Source organism: Mesorhizobium sp. FG116 (genome assembly GCF_057809835.1).
In genome coordinates this window covers 343222-358581 of record NZ_JBMDKS010000001.1, presented here as the reverse complement: position 1 = coordinate 358581, position 15360 = coordinate 343222, and the positions used below count along the sequence as shown (strand labels likewise).

Here is a 15360-nt window from a genome sequence, read left to right as displayed (position 1 = left end):
TCGACAATAACCAAGGGGAACTAGCGATGAGTACGAAAACCGACAGACGAACGCTCTTGAAACTGGCCGGCGCCGGCGTAGCCGCCGCCAGCCTTTCCTTGCCCAGCAAGCTCTTTGCCCAAGACAAGGGCGAACTCACCATTGCCTACAACGTCAACCTGCCTTCGTGGGACCCGACGACCGGACCTTCGGCCGTCAACCCGACCATCCAGGGCCTTTACCAGTCGGTGTTCGACCAGTTCATCCTGCAAAAGCCCGACCTCTCCTTCGCGCCCGGCCTTTTGACCGAATGGGGCTGGAGCGACGACAAGAAGCAGATCCACATGACCGTGCGCGACGGCGTGACGTGGCATGACGGCAGCCCCTTCACCGCCGAGGACATCGCCTGGTCGCTGGAGCGCGCCGGCAAGGCCGAGACCGGCAACCCGATTCAGTTCGTCTGGGCCAAGATCGGCAACATCAAGGCGGAAGGCAACCGCGTGACGGCCGACGTGCTGGAATTCGAGCCGACGATCTTCAAGTGGATGTCCTTCCTCACCGGCTACGTGCTCCCGAAGGCCTATTACGAGAAGGTGGGTGCCGAGGGCTTCGAGAAAGCCCCGATCGGCACCGGCCCCTACATGGTCGAAAAGTTCGAGCAGAATGCCTTCCTGCGCCTCAAGGCCAATCCGAACTGGTGGGGCGGCAAGCCTGCCTTCGAGAACGTCACCATCAAGTTCGTCACCGACGCGGCAAGCCGTGTTGCCGAAATCGAATCCGGCAGCTCGCAGGTGACGCTGGAAATTCCTTACGAGGAGTATGACCGGCTGATCGCCAAGGACGGCATGGCGGGCTCCTGCGAGACGGTGTCCGACATCGGCATGATCTTCTTCAACGACATCGACGTCATGCTCGATCCAAACGTGCGCCACGCCGCCGTCATGTCGGTCGACAAGAAGCTTCTGGTCGACCGCCTGCTGCGCGGCTACGGACTGCCGATCGATACGCTGGAGACACCGGAATACGCAGCCTACGATCCGTCCATCAAGGTTGAATACAACCCCGAAAAGGCCAAGGAACTGCTCGCCGCATCGGGCTACTCCACGGACAAGCCGGTCAAGTTCACCATCCAGACCACCAAGGGCTTCAAGCCCAAGGACTACGAGATGATCCAGGCGATCGTCGGCATGTGGCGCAAGGTGGGCATCGAAGCGACCATCGAGGTCTACGAGATCGCCAAGCACTACGAACTGCGCGCCGCCGACAAGCTGGCGCCGGCCGCATTCTACAACTGGGGCGACGCCGTCGGCGACCCTACCACCTCGACCGGCTTTGCCATGTATGGGCCGAGCCCGCACTCGGTTTGGGACAGCAAGGACGTGATCGACGCCATCAACCCGCTATGGGGCGAGGCCGACGAAGCCAAGCGCATCGCCGGCTGGAAGGCCGTCTCCAAGCTGGTTGCCGACAACGCCTATGTGCTGCCGCTGCTGCAATATGCCCAGCCGATCGTGCACGCCAAGGGCGTCAACGTGGTGCAGCACAAATCCGGCGCATTGTTGCCGGCGCTGATGACGCCAGCCTGACGGCACAGCAGAAACGCGCGCTGCCCCTGTGCGACCGGGCAGCGCGCGCCATTTTCGTCATCCATTTTCGCCGCCGCCCAGCCGCATAGCCAGGTCTATTGCCTGAATGATCCTGCAACGCACATTGACGCGCCTCCTGACCATGATCGCGACCCTGTTTGGGGTGGCGGTCGTCGTTTTCGTGGTGATCCGCGTCGCGCCCGGCGACCCCATATCGATGATGCTGCCGCCCGGCGCAAGCCAGGCCGACGTCGACCGGCTGCGCGCGCTTTACGGGCTCGATAAGTCGCTGGTCGAACAATTCGTCATCTGGCTGACCGGCGTCGTCCATGGCGACTTCGGCACATCGATCTCGCTTCGCCAGAATGTGCTGGGCCTGGTGCTCGGCCGCCTGCCGGCCACGCTGGAACTGTCCATCTTCGCGCTGCTCATCGCGCTCGCCGTCGGCCTGCCTCTGGCCGTGCTCGGCGCACGCGAGCGCGGCACGGCGGTGGAGGCCGGCATCGACGTCGCCAACGGCGTCGCCCTATCCATCCCGGATTTCCTGTGGGGGCTGGTGCTGATCCTGCTGTTCGGCGTGCTTATGCCGGTGTTCGAAATATCGGGCCGCGTCTCGCCGCAACTCGATCTGCCCTTCACCACCAATTTCTATCTGTTCGAGAGCATCGTCCGGCTGCGCTTCGACCTGACGGCGAACCTGCTCGGCCACATGTTCATGCCGGCGCTGGCGTTGGCCCTGCCGCTGGCCGCCATCATCGCGCAACTGTTGAAGCAATCGCTGAAGGAGCTTTTGACGCTCGACTACATGGTGCTTGCCCGCGTGAAGGGATTTTCCGAGACGCAGGTGATCCTGCGCGAAGGGCTGAAGAACGCGGCGCTGCCGACGCTGACCCTTGTCGGCGTCCAGTTCACCTTTCTCATCGGCGGCACGGTCATCGTCGAACGGCTGTTTTCCTACGAGGGGCTTGGCAACATGGCCATCGATGCTGTCGTCAACCGCGACCTGCCCCTGATCCAGGGCATTGTTCTGGTGTTCGCGCTTTTGTTCGTGGTGATCAATCTGGTGGTGGATATGGCTTATGCCTTGCTCAACCCGAGGCTTCGCCATGGTTGAGGCGCGCGCGCTGCCACGGCGGACCAACCCGCGCCTCTGGCTGGCCGGAGGCTGGCTGCTTGTAATTCTGCTGGCCGCGATCTTCGCCCCACTGGTCGCACCGCACGACCCGCTGGCGCAGGACCTGATGCTGGAGCGCCTGCCGCCGTTCTGGGTGACGGGCGCCGAGCCCGGCTATTGGCTGGGCACCGACAGCCTTGGCCGTGATCTGCTGTCGCGCCTGATCTATGGCGGCCGCATCGCCTTCGCCGTCGCCTTCGCAGCCGCAATAGCCGCCTGCCTGGTCGGGTCCGCACTCGGGCTGGTTGCCGGCTATTTCGGCGGATGGGCCGACCGCATCGTTTCACGCATCGTCGATATCTGGATGGCCTTTCCGCCCGTGCTGTTCGCCATCCTGCTGGTTGCAGTGCTGGGCACCGGCTTAAGCTCCGTCATCATCGCCATCGCCGTCATCGACTGGACCCGCTTCTGCCGCGTGGTGCGCGCCGAGGCGATGAGCCAGGCGCGGATGGACTATGTCGAGAACGCCCGCATCGCCGGCTTCGGCCGCCTCGACATCATGCTGCGCGAAGTGTTGCCCAATGTGCTGCCGACGATCATCGCATTGCTGTCGCTGGAGATGGGCATCGCCGTGATCGTCGAGGCGATCCTGTCCTTCGTCAACCTTTCGATCTCCACCGACGATCCCACCTGGGGCGGCATGATTGCCGAGGGTCGGTTGTCGATCCACCAAGCCTGGTGGGTGCTGGTATTCCCGCTGATCATGCTGATCCTGACCGTTTTGTCCTTCAGCCAGTTCGGCGAAGGACTGAAGACGCGTTTCGACCCGGTGCTGCGATGAGCGCGCCCTGCCTTGAGATCGAAGGCCTCAGCGCCACCCTTGCCAATGGCGTGCGCGTGCTGCGCTCGGTGTCGCTCACCGTGGAGCCGGGCGAAGTCCGCGCGCTGGTCGGCGAAAGCGGTGCCGGCAAGAGCATGATCGGCAAGGCGGTGCTTGGCGTTTTGCCGCCGAGCATCCGCATCGTCGAGGGTCGCATCGCGCTCGAAGGGACGGAGCTGGGCAAGCTTGCACCGCGCGCCAGCCGGGCGCTGATCGGCGCGCGCACCGCGCTGATCCCGCAGGACCCGCTGACCGCGCTCAACCCGTCGCGGCGCATCGGCCCGCAGATGACGGACCGGCTGGTGAAAATCCTCGGCTGGGACAGCACCAAAGCTGACCAGCGTATCCGCAAGCTGCTCGACGATGTGCGCATCCGCGAACCGGAGCGCGTGCTTCGCTGCTATCCGCATGAGCTGTCGGGAGGCATGCGCCAGCGCGTGCTGATTGCCGCAGCGTTTGCCGCCGAGCCGCGCCTGATCGTTGCCGACGAGCCGACGACCGCGCTCGATGTCACCGTGCAGAAGCAGATATTGCGGCTGATCGTCGAGCTGCAACGCGAACACGGGACGGCGATCCTGTTCGTGACCCATGACCTCGGCGTGGTCGCCAAGATCAGCCAGAAGGTGACAGTGCTTTATGCCGGCAAGGTCGTGGAGCAGGCCGACACGGCCGCGCTGTTCGCCGCGCCGCAGCACCCTTACACGCGCGCTCTGATGGCCGCGACCCCGCGCTATACCGATCCGATGGCATCGCTGCGCCCGGTGGACGAAGCCGTGCTCGCCGGACTGTCCGCGGAGATCGCGACCGCCGACCGCAACTGGAAGCCCAACACCAAGGGTTCCGGCCATGACTGAGCCGCTGTTCAAGGTGCGCGGGCTGAAGGTTGCGCTGCCCGACATGACGCGCAAGCCGCCTTTTGGCCGCGCGACGCTGGTGGAGATCCTGAAAGGGCTCGACTTCGACCTGCCGCGCCGCTCGGTCACCGGCATCGTCGGCGAATCCGGCTCCGGCAAATCGACGCTTGGCCGGTCGCTGGTGCGGCTGATCGAGCCGACGGACGGCACCATTACCTTCGACGGCAACGACATCACCCATCTTGGCGAACAGGGGCTGGCGCCGCTCCGCCACGATTTGCAGATGATCTTTCAGGACCCGATGTCCTCGCTCAATCCGCGCCGGACGATTGGCGCGATCATCGCGGCGCCGTTGAAGCACAACGGCCTTTCCAATGTCGGCGCACGCGTTGCCGAGGCGCTGGAGCGGGTCGGTCTGCCGCCGGCCTTCGCCACCCGCTACCGCCATGAACTGTCCGGCGGTCAGCGCCAGCGCGTGGGCATCGCGCGGGCGCTCGCTCTGTCGCCGAAATTCGTTCTTGCGGACGAGATCGTGTCCGGCCTCGACGTGTCGACGCAGGCGCAAATCCTGACGCTGCTCGAGCGCTTGGCGGACGAAATGGAATTGACCGTCGCCTTCATCAGCCACGACCTCTCGGTCGTGCGCCGCCTGTGCAAGCAGGTGATCGTCATGCGCATGGGCGAGATCGTCGAGGCAGGCCCGACCGACACGCTGTTTGCGGCACCGCAGCACCCCTACACGCGTGAACTCATCGCGGCCATTCCGCTGCCCGAGATCGACCCCGACTGGCTGGCTTCGACGCCGGTGGAGGAAAGGGAAATTCAAGCGCCTTCGGGCGCCTGAGAAATAGTTGGCCGGAAGGCGGGGCCCGGCCTGTCTCAAATCACGCCCCGCGGGAGGATGACTGGGATGAGAAACCTTATTCGAAACACTGTTCTTGCGGCCGCCATTGCCGGCGGCGCAAACGTCGCACTGGCGGATTCCATTCCCGGCATGCGTGGCCACGACCACACGGGCATCACCGTTCCCGACATGCAGCAGGCGCTCGACTTCTTCACCAATGTCGTGGGTTGCGAAAAGGCGATGTCGTTTGGACCGTTCGCCGACGACAAGGGCACGTTCATGCAGGACGTGCTTGGCGTCGATCCGAAGGCGGTCATCGAAGAGATCACCATGGTCCGTTGCGGCAGCGGTTCGAACATCGAACTGTTCAAATACACCGCACCGGACCAGAAGGACGCTACGCCGAAGAACAGCGACATCGGCGGCTTCCACATCGCGCTTTACGTCGACGACGTCGCGGCGGCGAAAACCTACCTCGACGGCAAGGGCGTCAAGACCCGCATGGGTCCGATCCCCGTTAACGAAGGGCCTGCCGCCGGTCAGACCATCCTCTATTTCCAGGCGCCGTGGGGCCTGCAACTGGAAGCGATCAGCTATCCGAACGGCATGGCCTATGAAAAAGACGCCAAGACGGTGCTTTGGAGCCCCAAGGATCCTGCCAAGTAAATACCGGGGCAAAGTGAAGATCGGAGCCGGCCGTTGGGAGCAACCAGCGGCCGGCCTCCCGACGATCCGGGACCGAACCTTGGCTGCCCACAAACGGGTAGGACGTCAGCCGTGGTTGACGTAGCGCGCAAGGCCGCGGCGCACCGCCACCCTGATGATCCTGTCGAACAGGAAACCGAGAATTCCCAAGGTGATGATGCCGACGAACACCCATTCCGTTCGGCCGTAATTGCGCGACTTCCAGATCAGCGCGCCAAGGCCATGCTGAGCCGCGACGATCTCAGCCGAAACGATGGTCAAGAAGGAATTGCCCATGGCGAGCCGCGCGCCTGTCACGATCTCGGGTATGCTGGCCGGAATAATGACGAGGAACATCGTGCGCAGCGGCCCTGCACCCAGCGAGGCGGCGGCGCGGACCTTGAGCGGATCGACTGCCAGTACGCCTGCAATGGTGCTGATGGTGACGATGAACACGCTTGTGTAGAAGATGAGCACGACCTTCGAGGCTTCGCCCACGCCGAACCAGATGATCGCCAGCGTGACGAATGAAATCGGCGGAACGAAGCGAAAGAACTCGATGTAGGGGTCGAGAAGCTGCCGAACGAAGCCGAACCGCCCCATCACCAGCCCGATCGGAATGCCGACAACCAGCCCGAGGCCCCAGCCGACAAGAATGCGGCGGGCGGAATCGATGGTTGACGTGGCAAGGCTGCCGTCTTCCGCCAATTCCTTGAACGCAATCCATGTCTCGGATGGCGAGGGAAAGAAGTAGACGCCGTACTTGATGCTGATGAGCTGCCAGACCACCAGCCCGATGGCGAGCGACAGCGCGAAAATCACGGTGGACCTGACAGGCTGGACAGCCCACCATCTCTGGTACCAGGCCTTTGGTCCGCTGGCCGGGTAGGTTCGGTTGACTTCCATGGTCATCGGTTCACGCCTCTCAGCGACGTTGGCTTCTGAGCGTCTTCAGGACTTCCTCGGCCACGTCGTCCCGCAGCGTCCGGTGAAGCTCGATTGCGGCAGGTGTCGTTTCATCGCGCGGCCGCTCAAGATTGATGTCGTAGACGGACTTGATGCCGGCGGCCGGGCCGGCGGTCATGGTGACGACGCGGTCGCCGAGCTTGATGGCCTCGTCGAGGTCGTGCGTGACGAACACCATCGTGCACCGCGTCTCCTGCCAGAGGCGCTCGATCTCGCGCTGCATCACCGAGCGGGTCTGCGCATCCAGTGCGCCAAGCGGCTCGTCCATCAGGATCACCCTTGGCTGGTTGGCGAGGACGCGCGCCAGCTGGACGCGCTGGCGCATCCCGCCCGACAGTTGCGACGGAAATCGATCGGCGGCGTGGTCGAGGCCGACAAGGGCGATGTAGTAGTCGATCAGGTCTCTGAGTTCCCCGCCGCGTATGCCGCGGATACGTGGCCCGAAGGCCACGTTCTCGCGCACCGTGCGCCAAGGAAAAAGCGCCTCGCTCGACTGGAACACGACGCCGCGCGAAATATCCGGTCCGCGCACGCGCTCTCCGTTGACGAGCACCTCGCCTTCAACCGCGCCCGGCGCATCGCCGCGCCCGCCCAGGAAGCCGGCGGCGGCGCTCAACAGCGTGGACTTGCCGCAGCCGCTCGGCCCGATCAGGCACACGAACTCACCCGGCTGGATGCGAAGCGAGACGCCGGACACGGCATCGAACGAGTTGAACCGGATGGATACGTTCCGGAACTCGATGCTATGCCCGGCAGCGCTGCCTGAAGCGGTGACAGCCTGTAAGGCGCTCATCGGCTACTGGCCCGAAGCAGCAGGCGCGTACCCATGCACGATCAGGTCGTCCAGGGACGGACGGGTTTCGAGAATCTTCTTCTCCGTCAGGAAATCGAGCATTTTTTCGAAATGATCGCGATCCTGGTCGCTGATTTCGCGCGTGCCGAACTGCAGCTGCTTCACCGCCAGTTCCGTCAAGGCTTCCGGCGTCTGGGCCGCCTTCTTGGTGATTGCCGCAGCCTCTGCCGGGTGTTCCTTCACGAAGGTCGTCGCGTCGGACATTGCCTGCATGAACGCCTTGGCCTGATCGGGATGCTCTTGCAGCCAGTCATGGCGGGTCGAGACGGTAAGGACGTATGACAGGCCGAACTCGCTGATCGGCATCAGCACCTTGCCGCCCTGCTGGGCTGCGCGCGTCGGCCACGGCTCCCACAAAATGAAGGCATCCATGGCGCTGCTTTGCAGCAGTTGCGGCATTTCAGGCGGCCCGGCATTGACCAGTTCCGTCGATGCCGGATCGAGATTATATGCCTGCATGAACCGGGCGGCGGCATATTGGCTGAACGTGCCCGGAACAATGCCGATGCGCTTGACGTCCTTCGGGCTCGCCACCTCGTTGCGGGCCACGACCTTCACGTAATTGCCGACATCCTCGACATAGACGCCGATGGCGTCGAGGTCCGCACGCGGTGCGCGGATGAGCAGGTTGAAATCGGGAACGCCGGCGACATCGGCACTTTGCGCGACAAGCGCATCGGCCGCTTCGCCGCCATTGGCATATTGCTGGATCTGCACAGTCAGGCCGTGTTTCGCGAACATGCCTTGCGCATCCGCCACGAAAAACGGCGTGAATGCCGGGTCGACACCCACGGCAACCGTTATGGGCGCGTCAGTTCCGGCCGCGTTTGCCGGCGCGAAGCCCAGCAGGCACGAAGCGAAAGCTGCGGTAAGGCCAATCAACCGTTTGTTTTTCATAGGTTCCCCCTTTTTGACGGTTTGTTGAACGTTGTTGTTTTTGTTCCCATCGACACCCATCACCATAGGAGCGCGATCAGCTTGGAAATGGCGGAAGCGGCGGAGCCGACCACCACGCCGGCAGCGTAATACCCAAATCGGCGGCAACGACCTTGGCTGCGTTGCAGCCCGGCGCCATCCACGAAAGCGATGTCGGCCAAACCGAGTTCGAAAGATAAAGCCCCGGGATCTCCGTCTTGTAGGGCAGGCGCTGACCCAGCCACTGCCCTTCGACAAAATCACCCCCGACCGGATTTCCGAACCGCGCGGCTGGGTTCCAGCGCCAGTAGTCGCCGGGCGTCGTCAGTTCGATCGACCGGATGACGGCATCGGCGTCCAGCGCCTTGATCCGCTCGCGCACCGCCTGCTCATAACCGGCCCGCCGCCCCTCCCAGTTGGCATCGACAAACGGACCGGTACCGAAACGCACGCGCAACGCGGCACTTCCATCGGCACCGCAGCCATAGAGGACCGAGAACTGGGTGAGTTCGATATGGCCGAGGAAGACCTCTTCCCGGTCTTGCGCAGCCGCGCGCAGCCAGCGCACGCAGTCCGGCCAACTGTCCCACAAAAGATAGACGCGGGGCGACCGACGAAACCCTTCTGACGGCCACGCCAGAGGCCGGTCGAGAACGACGTCGGCGGTAAAGACGGTGCGCCCGGCAGATTTCCAGTCGGGCCGCAACTCGTACTGAAGCAACTCGGACGTAAGGTCGGCGCCAAGATCGCTGATGACGCCATGTCGGGCGTGCAGCACGCGGCGAACGCCGTTGCACTCGACTTCCACGCTGCTGCACCTGCCATCCTCGCCGCGTATCAGGCGAAGCGCCGTGGTTGCCTTGTGCAGGGTTCCGCCATGCGCGAGAAACGCCCTCTCGACGGCTTGGGCGAGGCTCGCCCCATCGCTGGGTAGATTGCATGTGCGCATCAGGAACGTCCAAAGCCATGCAAGCGCGCCTTGTCCCGGCACCGTCAGGTCGCCGAACAAATTGATCGCGGGCAGCGCCGTGGTGGCTATGCGAACAACATCGGATTCGAACAGGCGCTCCACCAGAGTCGGCGCGTCCATGCTTTCAAGCTCGGACGGGCTTATGCCGACGACGCCTGCTGTCAGCGCAACCGCGCGCGCCTTGTCCGGCGTCGGCGTGAAGAAGGCCAGCGACAGAACCTCGCGAGCCACGCCATCCAGCCCGATGAGCAAATCCCGGAAGGTCGAAGCATCGGCTGGCGAATACCGCTCAAGCTCTTCCTTCATCCTGTTCGGGTTGGCGTAGAAGGTCACCGATCGGCCGGCGCCGTCGAGTGTCGAATACAACACCTCGGAGCGGCTGAAACGATAGCCGTGCTTTGCCAGATCGAGATCGGCAATTGCCGGCGACATCACCGAGAAGTTCACCGGCGCAACGTCGAACCGCACACCGGGGAACCGTTCATAAAAGCTGGAAAAAGGCGCTCCGCTTTTGTCTCTTTCGATGACAGCCACGGAGCAGCCGGATTTTTGCAGATACGCCGCCGCAGAAAGGCCGCCCGATATTCCTGAGCCAACGACGATAACGTCAAACTCTTCAGCGTATCCCTGCATCAGGCCGCCTCCACCCACATTCTTTTGCAACTCATCGCTTTGCGAGTGAGCCATTGACATACGAAGGGGTGAATTCGCATGTATTACATGCAAACACATCATTTTAAGCTTCAAGTGTCAAGTGTCTCTTGATGCCCGTCGCGGCGTGCGCACGACTAAAGACGGCAAATCGGGGAAATTAACCGCTAACCCTTGTGGCCGGTGTGTCCGCAGGCACAGTCGAGTTTGTGCACTTCACAACAGTCCAGCCTTGCGCGCCGGCTTTCGCGACGACGAAGCTGGATGACATGCTGGCCGGATATGTGAAAATGAATACACATTTCCCGTCCAGAGATGCCGAGTAAAGCCGGGCGGTTCAGGCGGGTTTCAGGGATTGGGGATGCCGCCGGCCAGAACGGTCCGGTATGCCTCGGCATCGATGTTGCCACCGGAAACGATGCACACCACGTTGCCCCTGGCGCGGTCGGATGAAAGCGCCGCAGCCAGCGACGCAGCGCCCGCACCTTCGGCCACGACCTTGGCCTTGGCAAACAACAGGCGCATGGCATCCGTGACCTGGTCGAGACTGACCGTCACCGCCCCGTCGATCAATTCGCTGACGACCGGCCAGATCTGCGGCAAGAGCGAAGGCCCGCCGATGCTCTTGATGAAGGAAGGCCTGGTTTCGATCTCGACGATCCTGCCCGCAGCCAATGCCGCCGTCACCGGCGCGGCATTCTCGTCCTCGACGGCGAGGACTTTCGCTGCCGGCTTCAGCGCCTTCACCGCGCTCGCCACGCCAGTCGTCATGCTGCCGCCGCCGTAGGGCGTCAGCACCACGTCCACGTCAGGCAGGTCTTCCAAGATTTCCATGCCGATCGAGCCGTTGCCGTCGAGCACGGCCTGATCGGTCACCGGATTGATCATGAGTTCGGCAAGGTCGGGCCGCTCGGCGTCAATGATGTAGCGCCACCATGTCTCCATCGAGATGAAGCGCACGTCGCCGCCGAGACGGCGCACGCCGTCGATCTTGGTCTGAGGCGCGCCGGAATACATATAGGCCGCCATCGGCACGCCAAGCGCTTTTGCCGCCCACGCCATGCCATAGGCCATGTTGCCGGAGCTAGCCGTCGCAACTCCGTTGGCGAGCGCCTGCCTGTCGCGCGACAGCAGTGCGTTGAGTGCCGGCCTCAGCTTGAAAGCACCGATTGGCGAGAAGGTTTCCAGCTTGAGGAAGATGCGCCTGTCCGGCAGGTCGAGCGCAAGCGGCACCAAAGGCGTACGCGGAAGATACGCACCGATGCGGGCGCGCGCCGCTTCGATTTCTCCAAGCGAAGGGCGATGAGGGCCGCTCATGCCGCCCCTGCTCTCCTGACGCCCTTGCTGGCTATGGTCTTCTGTGCCGGATTCTGGTCTTCGGTGTGGATGTAGACGTGCAGCGTATAGCCGATGTGCTCGATCATCAGCGCCTTGGCGCGTTCGATATCGCGGTCGAGCGCGGCTTCCATCAAGGCGGTGTGATGCTCGATCGCCATCGCCTCGCGCAGCGCGGCCATGGCCTTTTCGTAGCCGTCCTGCTGGCCTGCCGCCGCCTTCAGCGTAGGCGCCAGACCAAGAAAACGGTGGTGCCGCCGCAACTGGTCGGAAATGGTCGACTGAAAGCGCAAAAGCCAGCTCGACTTCGCCGCGCTGATCAACGCCGCATGGAAGGCGGTGTGCTTTTCGTCCCATTCATCGACGGCCGCATCGGACGGATCGTCCGGCGCGATCTTGCAGCGCGACAGCCGGTAGTGGCTGGTCACGACAGCGGACTCCCAGTCGGCATCGCCGTTGCCGATGGACTCGATGAGGAGCGGCAGTTCCACCACCATGCGGGCGCGGGCGAGGTCTTCCAGTTCCTTTTGCGAAACGGGCGCAACGGCAAAGCCGCGATTGCTGATCGCCGTGACCAGCTTCTCCGCTTCGAGCCGCGACAGCGCTTCGCGCAAGGGCGTCCAGCCAAGCCCATAGGCTTCGTGCAGCGCGCCAAGTTTCAGCGGTGCGCCCGGCTTCAGCCGGGTTGCGAGGATGTCGCGGCGCAACAGCCGGTAGGCTGCTTCCGTCTTGCTCGCCGAGCCTTCGTCCTGCATGGCCGCACCCACGATTTCCAATAAACCGATTATATATGAAACGACCGATCTGCCAAATTATATATGATATGGCGAAATTGCCGAGTGTATATATATGCGTTTGACAAGCCGCCGGAAGCAGTTATGATCTTTGCCAGAGGCGGCTTGGAGAGCCGTACCTTGTCGTTTGGGAGGATACTTATGAACATGCTGAAATCCGGCTGGCTGTCTGGAATTGTTCTTGCGGGCGCTTTCATCGCCAGCGTTGCAACCGCCGCCGCCGACCCGATCAAGATCGGCATCGCAAATTTCGGCGAGCATCCGCAGTTGAATGCCTCGATCGCCGGCTTCAAGAAGGCGCTGGCCGAAAACGGCTTCGTCGAGGGCACCGATGTCGTCTACTCGGAAAGCCACACCAATTTCGATGCTTCGCTTGTGCCGCAGATGATCGCCAAGCTGCAGGCCGAACAGCCGAAGCTGATCTACACCGTCACCACGCCGGTCTCGCAGATTGCGCAGAAGGCGCTCGCCGGCTCCGGCATTCCGATCGTCTTCACCGCCGTCACCGATCCGGTCGCGGCCAAGCTGGTTCTGTCGTGGACTGAAGGCGGCGACGGCATCACCGGCTCCAGCGACCTGCAGGACATGTCGGCGGTGCTGAAGTTCACCCATGAGCTTTTGCCCAATGCCAAGCGTCTCGGCGTGCCCTACAATCCGGGCGAAGCCAACGACGTCGCCCTGCTCGACAACATCAAGTCGCTTGCACCTGCGGCCGGCTTCGAGGTTGTTCCCGTGGGCGTCGACAACGTCAACGACATCCAGCAGCGCATCGCTTCCCTGGCCGGCAAGGCCGACGTGATCTACACGCCCGCCTCCAACCTGTTGCAGCCGGCCATCGCGGCCGTTTCGGCAGCGGCGCGCCAGGCTGGCATCCCGATCGTCAACTCCGATGACGGCGCGGTCCGCAACGGCGTCGTTCCGGCGAGCTTCGCCGTCAACTACGAGCAGGTTGGCGAGAACGCCGGCAAGATCGCGGCCCAGATCCTCAAGGGCGCCGATCCCAAGACGCTTGCTCCGTCGAAGCCGGCTTATGAAGACCATTCGCCGCTGATCTCGAAGAAGGTCGCGAAGGATTTCGGCATCGAAATCCCGGCATCCTTCGACAACTGCAACTGCTTCGCGGACTAAGCCGCGAGGATCGGTTTGAAGAGGCGGCGTTCAATGCGCCGCCTTTTTCATAAAAAGGCAATTGCACAAAGCTGCGACAACGGTGGAGAAGGCGGATGCTGGAAATCCAGTCGGCCCGCAAGGTCTTCTACAAGGGTCAGGCGGACGAGAAGATCGCGCTCGATGGCCTTAACCTCTCACTCAAGACCGGCGAATTCGGCGTCGTCATCGGCTCCAACGGCGCCGGCAAGTCGAGCATGCTCAACGCCATATCCGGCTCGCTGGTGCTTGATTCCGGCAAGGTGCTGATCAACGGCGACGACGTGACGCCAATGCCGGTCCACAAGCGTGCGGCACGCCTCGCCCGTGTTTTCCAGGACCCGATGCGCGGAACGGCGGCCTCCATGACGGTGGCCGAAAACATGCTGCTTGCCGAACTGCGCGCCAGCAAGCGCACCTTGCGGCCCGGACTGAACGCCACCCGACTGGCTTCCTACAAGGAACGGCTGGCGGTGCTTGGCCTGGGCCTGGAAAACCGCCTCAACACCAAGGTGGAATTGCTGTCCGGCGGCCAGCGCCAATCGCTCTCGCTGATCATGGCGGTTGGCGGCTCGCCCGAACTGCTTTTGCTCGACGAGCATACCGCCGCACTCGACCCGCGCACTGCCGACATCGTCATGCAGGCGACCATCCGCACCGTCGAGGCGCTCAAGCTGACCACTTTGATGGTCACGCACAACATGCAGCATGCGGTCGATTTCGGCGACCGCGTCATCATGCTGGACGCTGGCAAGATGCGTCTCGAGATCGCCGGCGAGGAAAAGGCAAACGTCACCGTGACCGACCTGATCGGCCACTTCTCGGTCAAGACCGACCGCATGCTTCTGGCGAGCTGACCACAATGGGCTTCTTCGAAACAACGCTTGCAAGCTTCGTTGCGCTGATCCCGGTCACGCTGGCGCAGAGCCTTATCCTGAGCTTCGTGGTGCTCGGCATCATGATCCCGTTCCGCATGCTGAGCTTCCCGGACCTGACCAGCGAGGGCGCGTTTCCGCTGGGCGGCTGCGTCTGCGGCGTGCTTCTGGCAGCCGGCGCTTCGCCGCTGATTGGCATTGCGGTGGCGCTGCTGGCCGGTTTCCTCGCCGGCTGCTGCACTGCCTTCATCCATCTGCGCTTCCGCATCCATTCGCTGCTTGCCGGCATCCTCATCATGACGATGCTCTACAGCGTCAACCTGCGCATCATGGGCCGGTCCAACCTGTCGGTGTTCGGCAACCCGACCGTGTTCGACTGGGTGCCCGGCATGCAACCCGGCTTCCCGCCCAGCAAGATCGTCGTCGCCGGCCTGATCAGCCTGCTGGTGCTGGCCCTGCTCTATTTCTTCTTCAAGACCGAAAAGGGCACCGCCGTTCGTGCCGTGGGCTCGAACCCGGACATGGCTGAAGCCCAAGGCATTAACGTCTGGGCCGCCACCATCGGCGGCATCGGGCTTGCCGGCGCATTCTCGGCCGGCAGCGGCGCGCTGATGGTGCAGAGCCAGGGCTTTGCCGACGTCAACATGGGTCTCGGCATCCTCATCAACGGCCTTGCCGCCCTGATGATCGGCGAAGCCATCACCGGCAAGCAGACGGTGCTGCGCCAACTGGCTGCGCCTTTCGTCGGCGCGATCGTCTACTACCAACTCGTCTCGCTCTGCCTTGCCGCCGGCATGCCGCCGCCCGACCTCAAGCTTGCCACCGGCCTGTTCGTGCTGACCATGCTGGCCCTGCCCAGCCTGAAGCTCAGCCGCGGACCCGCCGCCGCCAAGGAAACGTTCCGCGAATAGGCA

Annotated in this window: 15 protein-coding genes; 9 read left to right on the top strand and 6 right to left on the bottom strand. The window is 63.2% G+C overall.

What is annotated here, in order from left to right:
* Positions 1 to 26: 26 nt before the first annotated feature.
* The 6 genes from ACODTY_RS01705 to ACODTY_RS01680 all read left to right on the top strand — a co-directional run bounded on the left by ACODTY_RS01705 (position 27) and on the right by ACODTY_RS01680 (position 5923).
* Positions 27 to 1565, top strand: coding sequence for an ABC transporter substrate-binding protein (locus ACODTY_RS01705; protein ID WP_488992556.1), 1539 nt, complete (start codon positions 27 to 29; stop codon positions 1563 to 1565).
* A gap of 106 nt (positions 1566 to 1671) precedes the next feature.
* Complete coding sequence (locus tag ACODTY_RS01700; RefSeq protein ID WP_488992555.1) at positions 1672 to 2679, top strand: ABC transporter permease; 1008 nt, start codon at positions 1672 to 1674, stop codon at positions 2677 to 2679.
* Positions 2672 to 3520: an ABC transporter permease gene (locus ACODTY_RS01695; protein WP_488992554.1), complete on the top strand. Its 849-nt coding sequence runs from the start codon at positions 2672 to 2674 to the stop codon at positions 3518 to 3520. Before ACODTY_RS01700 ends, ACODTY_RS01695 begins: the two co-directional genes overlap by 8 nt.
* Complete coding sequence (locus ACODTY_RS01690; protein WP_488992553.1) at positions 3517 to 4413, top strand: ABC transporter ATP-binding protein; 897 nt, start codon at positions 3517 to 3519, stop codon at positions 4411 to 4413. The genes ACODTY_RS01695 and ACODTY_RS01690 overlap by 4 nt, the downstream gene beginning before the upstream one ends.
* Positions 4406 to 5257, top strand: coding sequence for an ATP-binding cassette domain-containing protein (locus tag ACODTY_RS01685; protein WP_488992552.1), 852 nt, complete (start codon positions 4406 to 4408; stop codon positions 5255 to 5257). The genes ACODTY_RS01690 and ACODTY_RS01685 overlap by 8 nt, the downstream gene beginning before the upstream one ends.
* Before the next feature lie 66 nt (positions 5258 to 5323).
* Positions 5324 to 5923 carry a VOC family protein gene (locus ACODTY_RS01680; protein ID WP_488992551.1) on the top strand — a complete coding sequence of 200 codons (600 nt, stop codon included), beginning with the start codon at positions 5324 to 5326 and terminating at the stop codon, positions 5921 to 5923.
* 105 nt (positions 5924 to 6028) lie between these two features.
* On the opposite strand, the gene ACODTY_RS01675 is transcribed toward ACODTY_RS01680, so the two are convergent.
* The 6 genes from ACODTY_RS01675 to ACODTY_RS01650 form a co-directional block, all read right to left on the bottom strand.
* Positions 6029 to 6853: an ABC transporter permease gene (locus ACODTY_RS01675; RefSeq protein ID WP_488992550.1), complete on the bottom strand. Its 825-nt coding sequence runs from the start codon at positions 6851 to 6853 to the stop codon at positions 6029 to 6031.
* A 13-nt stretch (positions 6854 to 6866) separates the two neighbouring features.
* The gene (locus ACODTY_RS01670) at positions 6867 to 7700 is read right to left on the bottom strand and encodes an ABC transporter ATP-binding protein (protein WP_488992549.1); all 834 of its coding nucleotides are present in this window, start codon (positions 7698 to 7700) and stop codon (positions 6867 to 6869) included.
* Between the two features lie 3 nt (positions 7701 to 7703).
* Entirely contained in the window at positions 7704 to 8657 is a 954-nt protein-coding gene (locus ACODTY_RS01665; RefSeq protein WP_488992548.1) for an ABC transporter substrate-binding protein, read from the bottom strand.
* A 76-nt stretch (positions 8658 to 8733) separates the two neighbouring features.
* Positions 8734 to 10278, bottom strand: coding sequence for a phytoene desaturase family protein (locus ACODTY_RS01660; RefSeq protein WP_488992547.1), 1545 nt, complete (start codon positions 10276 to 10278; stop codon positions 8734 to 8736).
* 366 nt (positions 10279 to 10644) lie between these two features.
* Positions 10645 to 11613, bottom strand: coding sequence for a threonine ammonia-lyase (locus ACODTY_RS01655; protein ID WP_488992546.1), 969 nt, complete (start codon positions 11611 to 11613; stop codon positions 10645 to 10647).
* Positions 11610 to 12386, bottom strand: a complete 777-nt coding sequence (locus tag ACODTY_RS01650) for a GntR family transcriptional regulator (RefSeq protein ID WP_488992545.1) — start codon at positions 12384 to 12386, stop codon at positions 11610 to 11612. Before ACODTY_RS01650 ends, ACODTY_RS01655 begins: the two co-directional genes overlap by 4 nt.
* A 180-nt stretch (positions 12387 to 12566) precedes the next feature.
* On the opposite strand from ACODTY_RS01650, the gene ACODTY_RS01645 reads away from it, so the two are divergent.
* The 3 genes from ACODTY_RS01645 (at position 12567) to ACODTY_RS01635 (ending at position 15357) form a co-directional block, all read left to right on the top strand.
* Positions 12567 to 13553 (top strand): ABC transporter substrate-binding protein, encoded by a 987-nt coding sequence (locus ACODTY_RS01645; RefSeq protein WP_488992544.1) that lies wholly within the window; start codon positions 12567 to 12569, stop codon positions 13551 to 13553.
* 95 nt (positions 13554 to 13648) lie between these two features.
* Entirely contained in the window at positions 13649 to 14428 is a 780-nt protein-coding gene (locus ACODTY_RS01640; RefSeq protein ID WP_488992543.1) for an ABC transporter ATP-binding protein, read from the top strand.
* A gap of 5 nt (positions 14429 to 14433) precedes the next feature.
* Positions 14434 to 15357 (top strand): ABC transporter permease, encoded by a 924-nt coding sequence (locus ACODTY_RS01635; protein ID WP_488992542.1) that lies wholly within the window; start codon positions 14434 to 14436, stop codon positions 15355 to 15357.
* Positions 15358 to 15360: the final 3 nt, after the last annotated feature.

Coding starts and splice junctions, on each gene's coding strand:
- ACODTY_RS01705 (WP_488992556.1), top strand. CDS start 27: ATGAGTACGAAAACCGACAGACGAACGCTCTTGAAACTGGCCGGCGCC.
- ACODTY_RS01700 (WP_488992555.1), top strand. CDS start 1,672: ATGATCCTGCAACGCACATTGACGCGCCTCCTGACCATGATCGCGACC.
- ACODTY_RS01695 (WP_488992554.1), top strand. CDS start 2,672: ATGGTTGAGGCGCGCGCGCTGCCACGGCGGACCAACCCGCGCCTCTGG.
- ACODTY_RS01690 (WP_488992553.1), top strand. CDS start 3,517: ATGAGCGCGCCCTGCCTTGAGATCGAAGGCCTCAGCGCCACCCTTGCC.
- ACODTY_RS01685 (WP_488992552.1), top strand. CDS start 4,406: ATGACTGAGCCGCTGTTCAAGGTGCGCGGGCTGAAGGTTGCGCTGCCC.
- ACODTY_RS01680 (WP_488992551.1), top strand. CDS start 5,324: ATGAGAAACCTTATTCGAAACACTGTTCTTGCGGCCGCCATTGCCGGC.
- ACODTY_RS01675 (WP_488992550.1), bottom strand. CDS start 6,853: ATGACCATGGAAGTCAACCGAACCTACCCGGCCAGCGGACCAAAGGCC.
- ACODTY_RS01670 (WP_488992549.1), bottom strand. CDS start 7,700: ATGAGCGCCTTACAGGCTGTCACCGCTTCAGGCAGCGCTGCCGGGCAT.
- ACODTY_RS01665 (WP_488992548.1), bottom strand. CDS start 8,657: ATGAAAAACAAACGGTTGATTGGCCTTACCGCAGCTTTCGCTTCGTGC.
- ACODTY_RS01660 (WP_488992547.1), bottom strand. CDS start 10,278: ATGCAGGGATACGCTGAAGAGTTTGACGTTATCGTCGTTGGCTCAGGA.
- ACODTY_RS01655 (WP_488992546.1), bottom strand. CDS start 11,613: ATGAGCGGCCCTCATCGCCCTTCGCTTGGAGAAATCGAAGCGGCGCGC.
- ACODTY_RS01650 (WP_488992545.1), bottom strand. CDS start 12,386: ATGCAGGACGAAGGCTCGGCGAGCAAGACGGAAGCAGCCTACCGGCTG.
- ACODTY_RS01645 (WP_488992544.1), top strand. CDS start 12,567: ATGAACATGCTGAAATCCGGCTGGCTGTCTGGAATTGTTCTTGCGGGC.
- ACODTY_RS01640 (WP_488992543.1), top strand. CDS start 13,649: ATGCTGGAAATCCAGTCGGCCCGCAAGGTCTTCTACAAGGGTCAGGCG.
- ACODTY_RS01635 (WP_488992542.1), top strand. CDS start 14,434: ATGGGCTTCTTCGAAACAACGCTTGCAAGCTTCGTTGCGCTGATCCCG.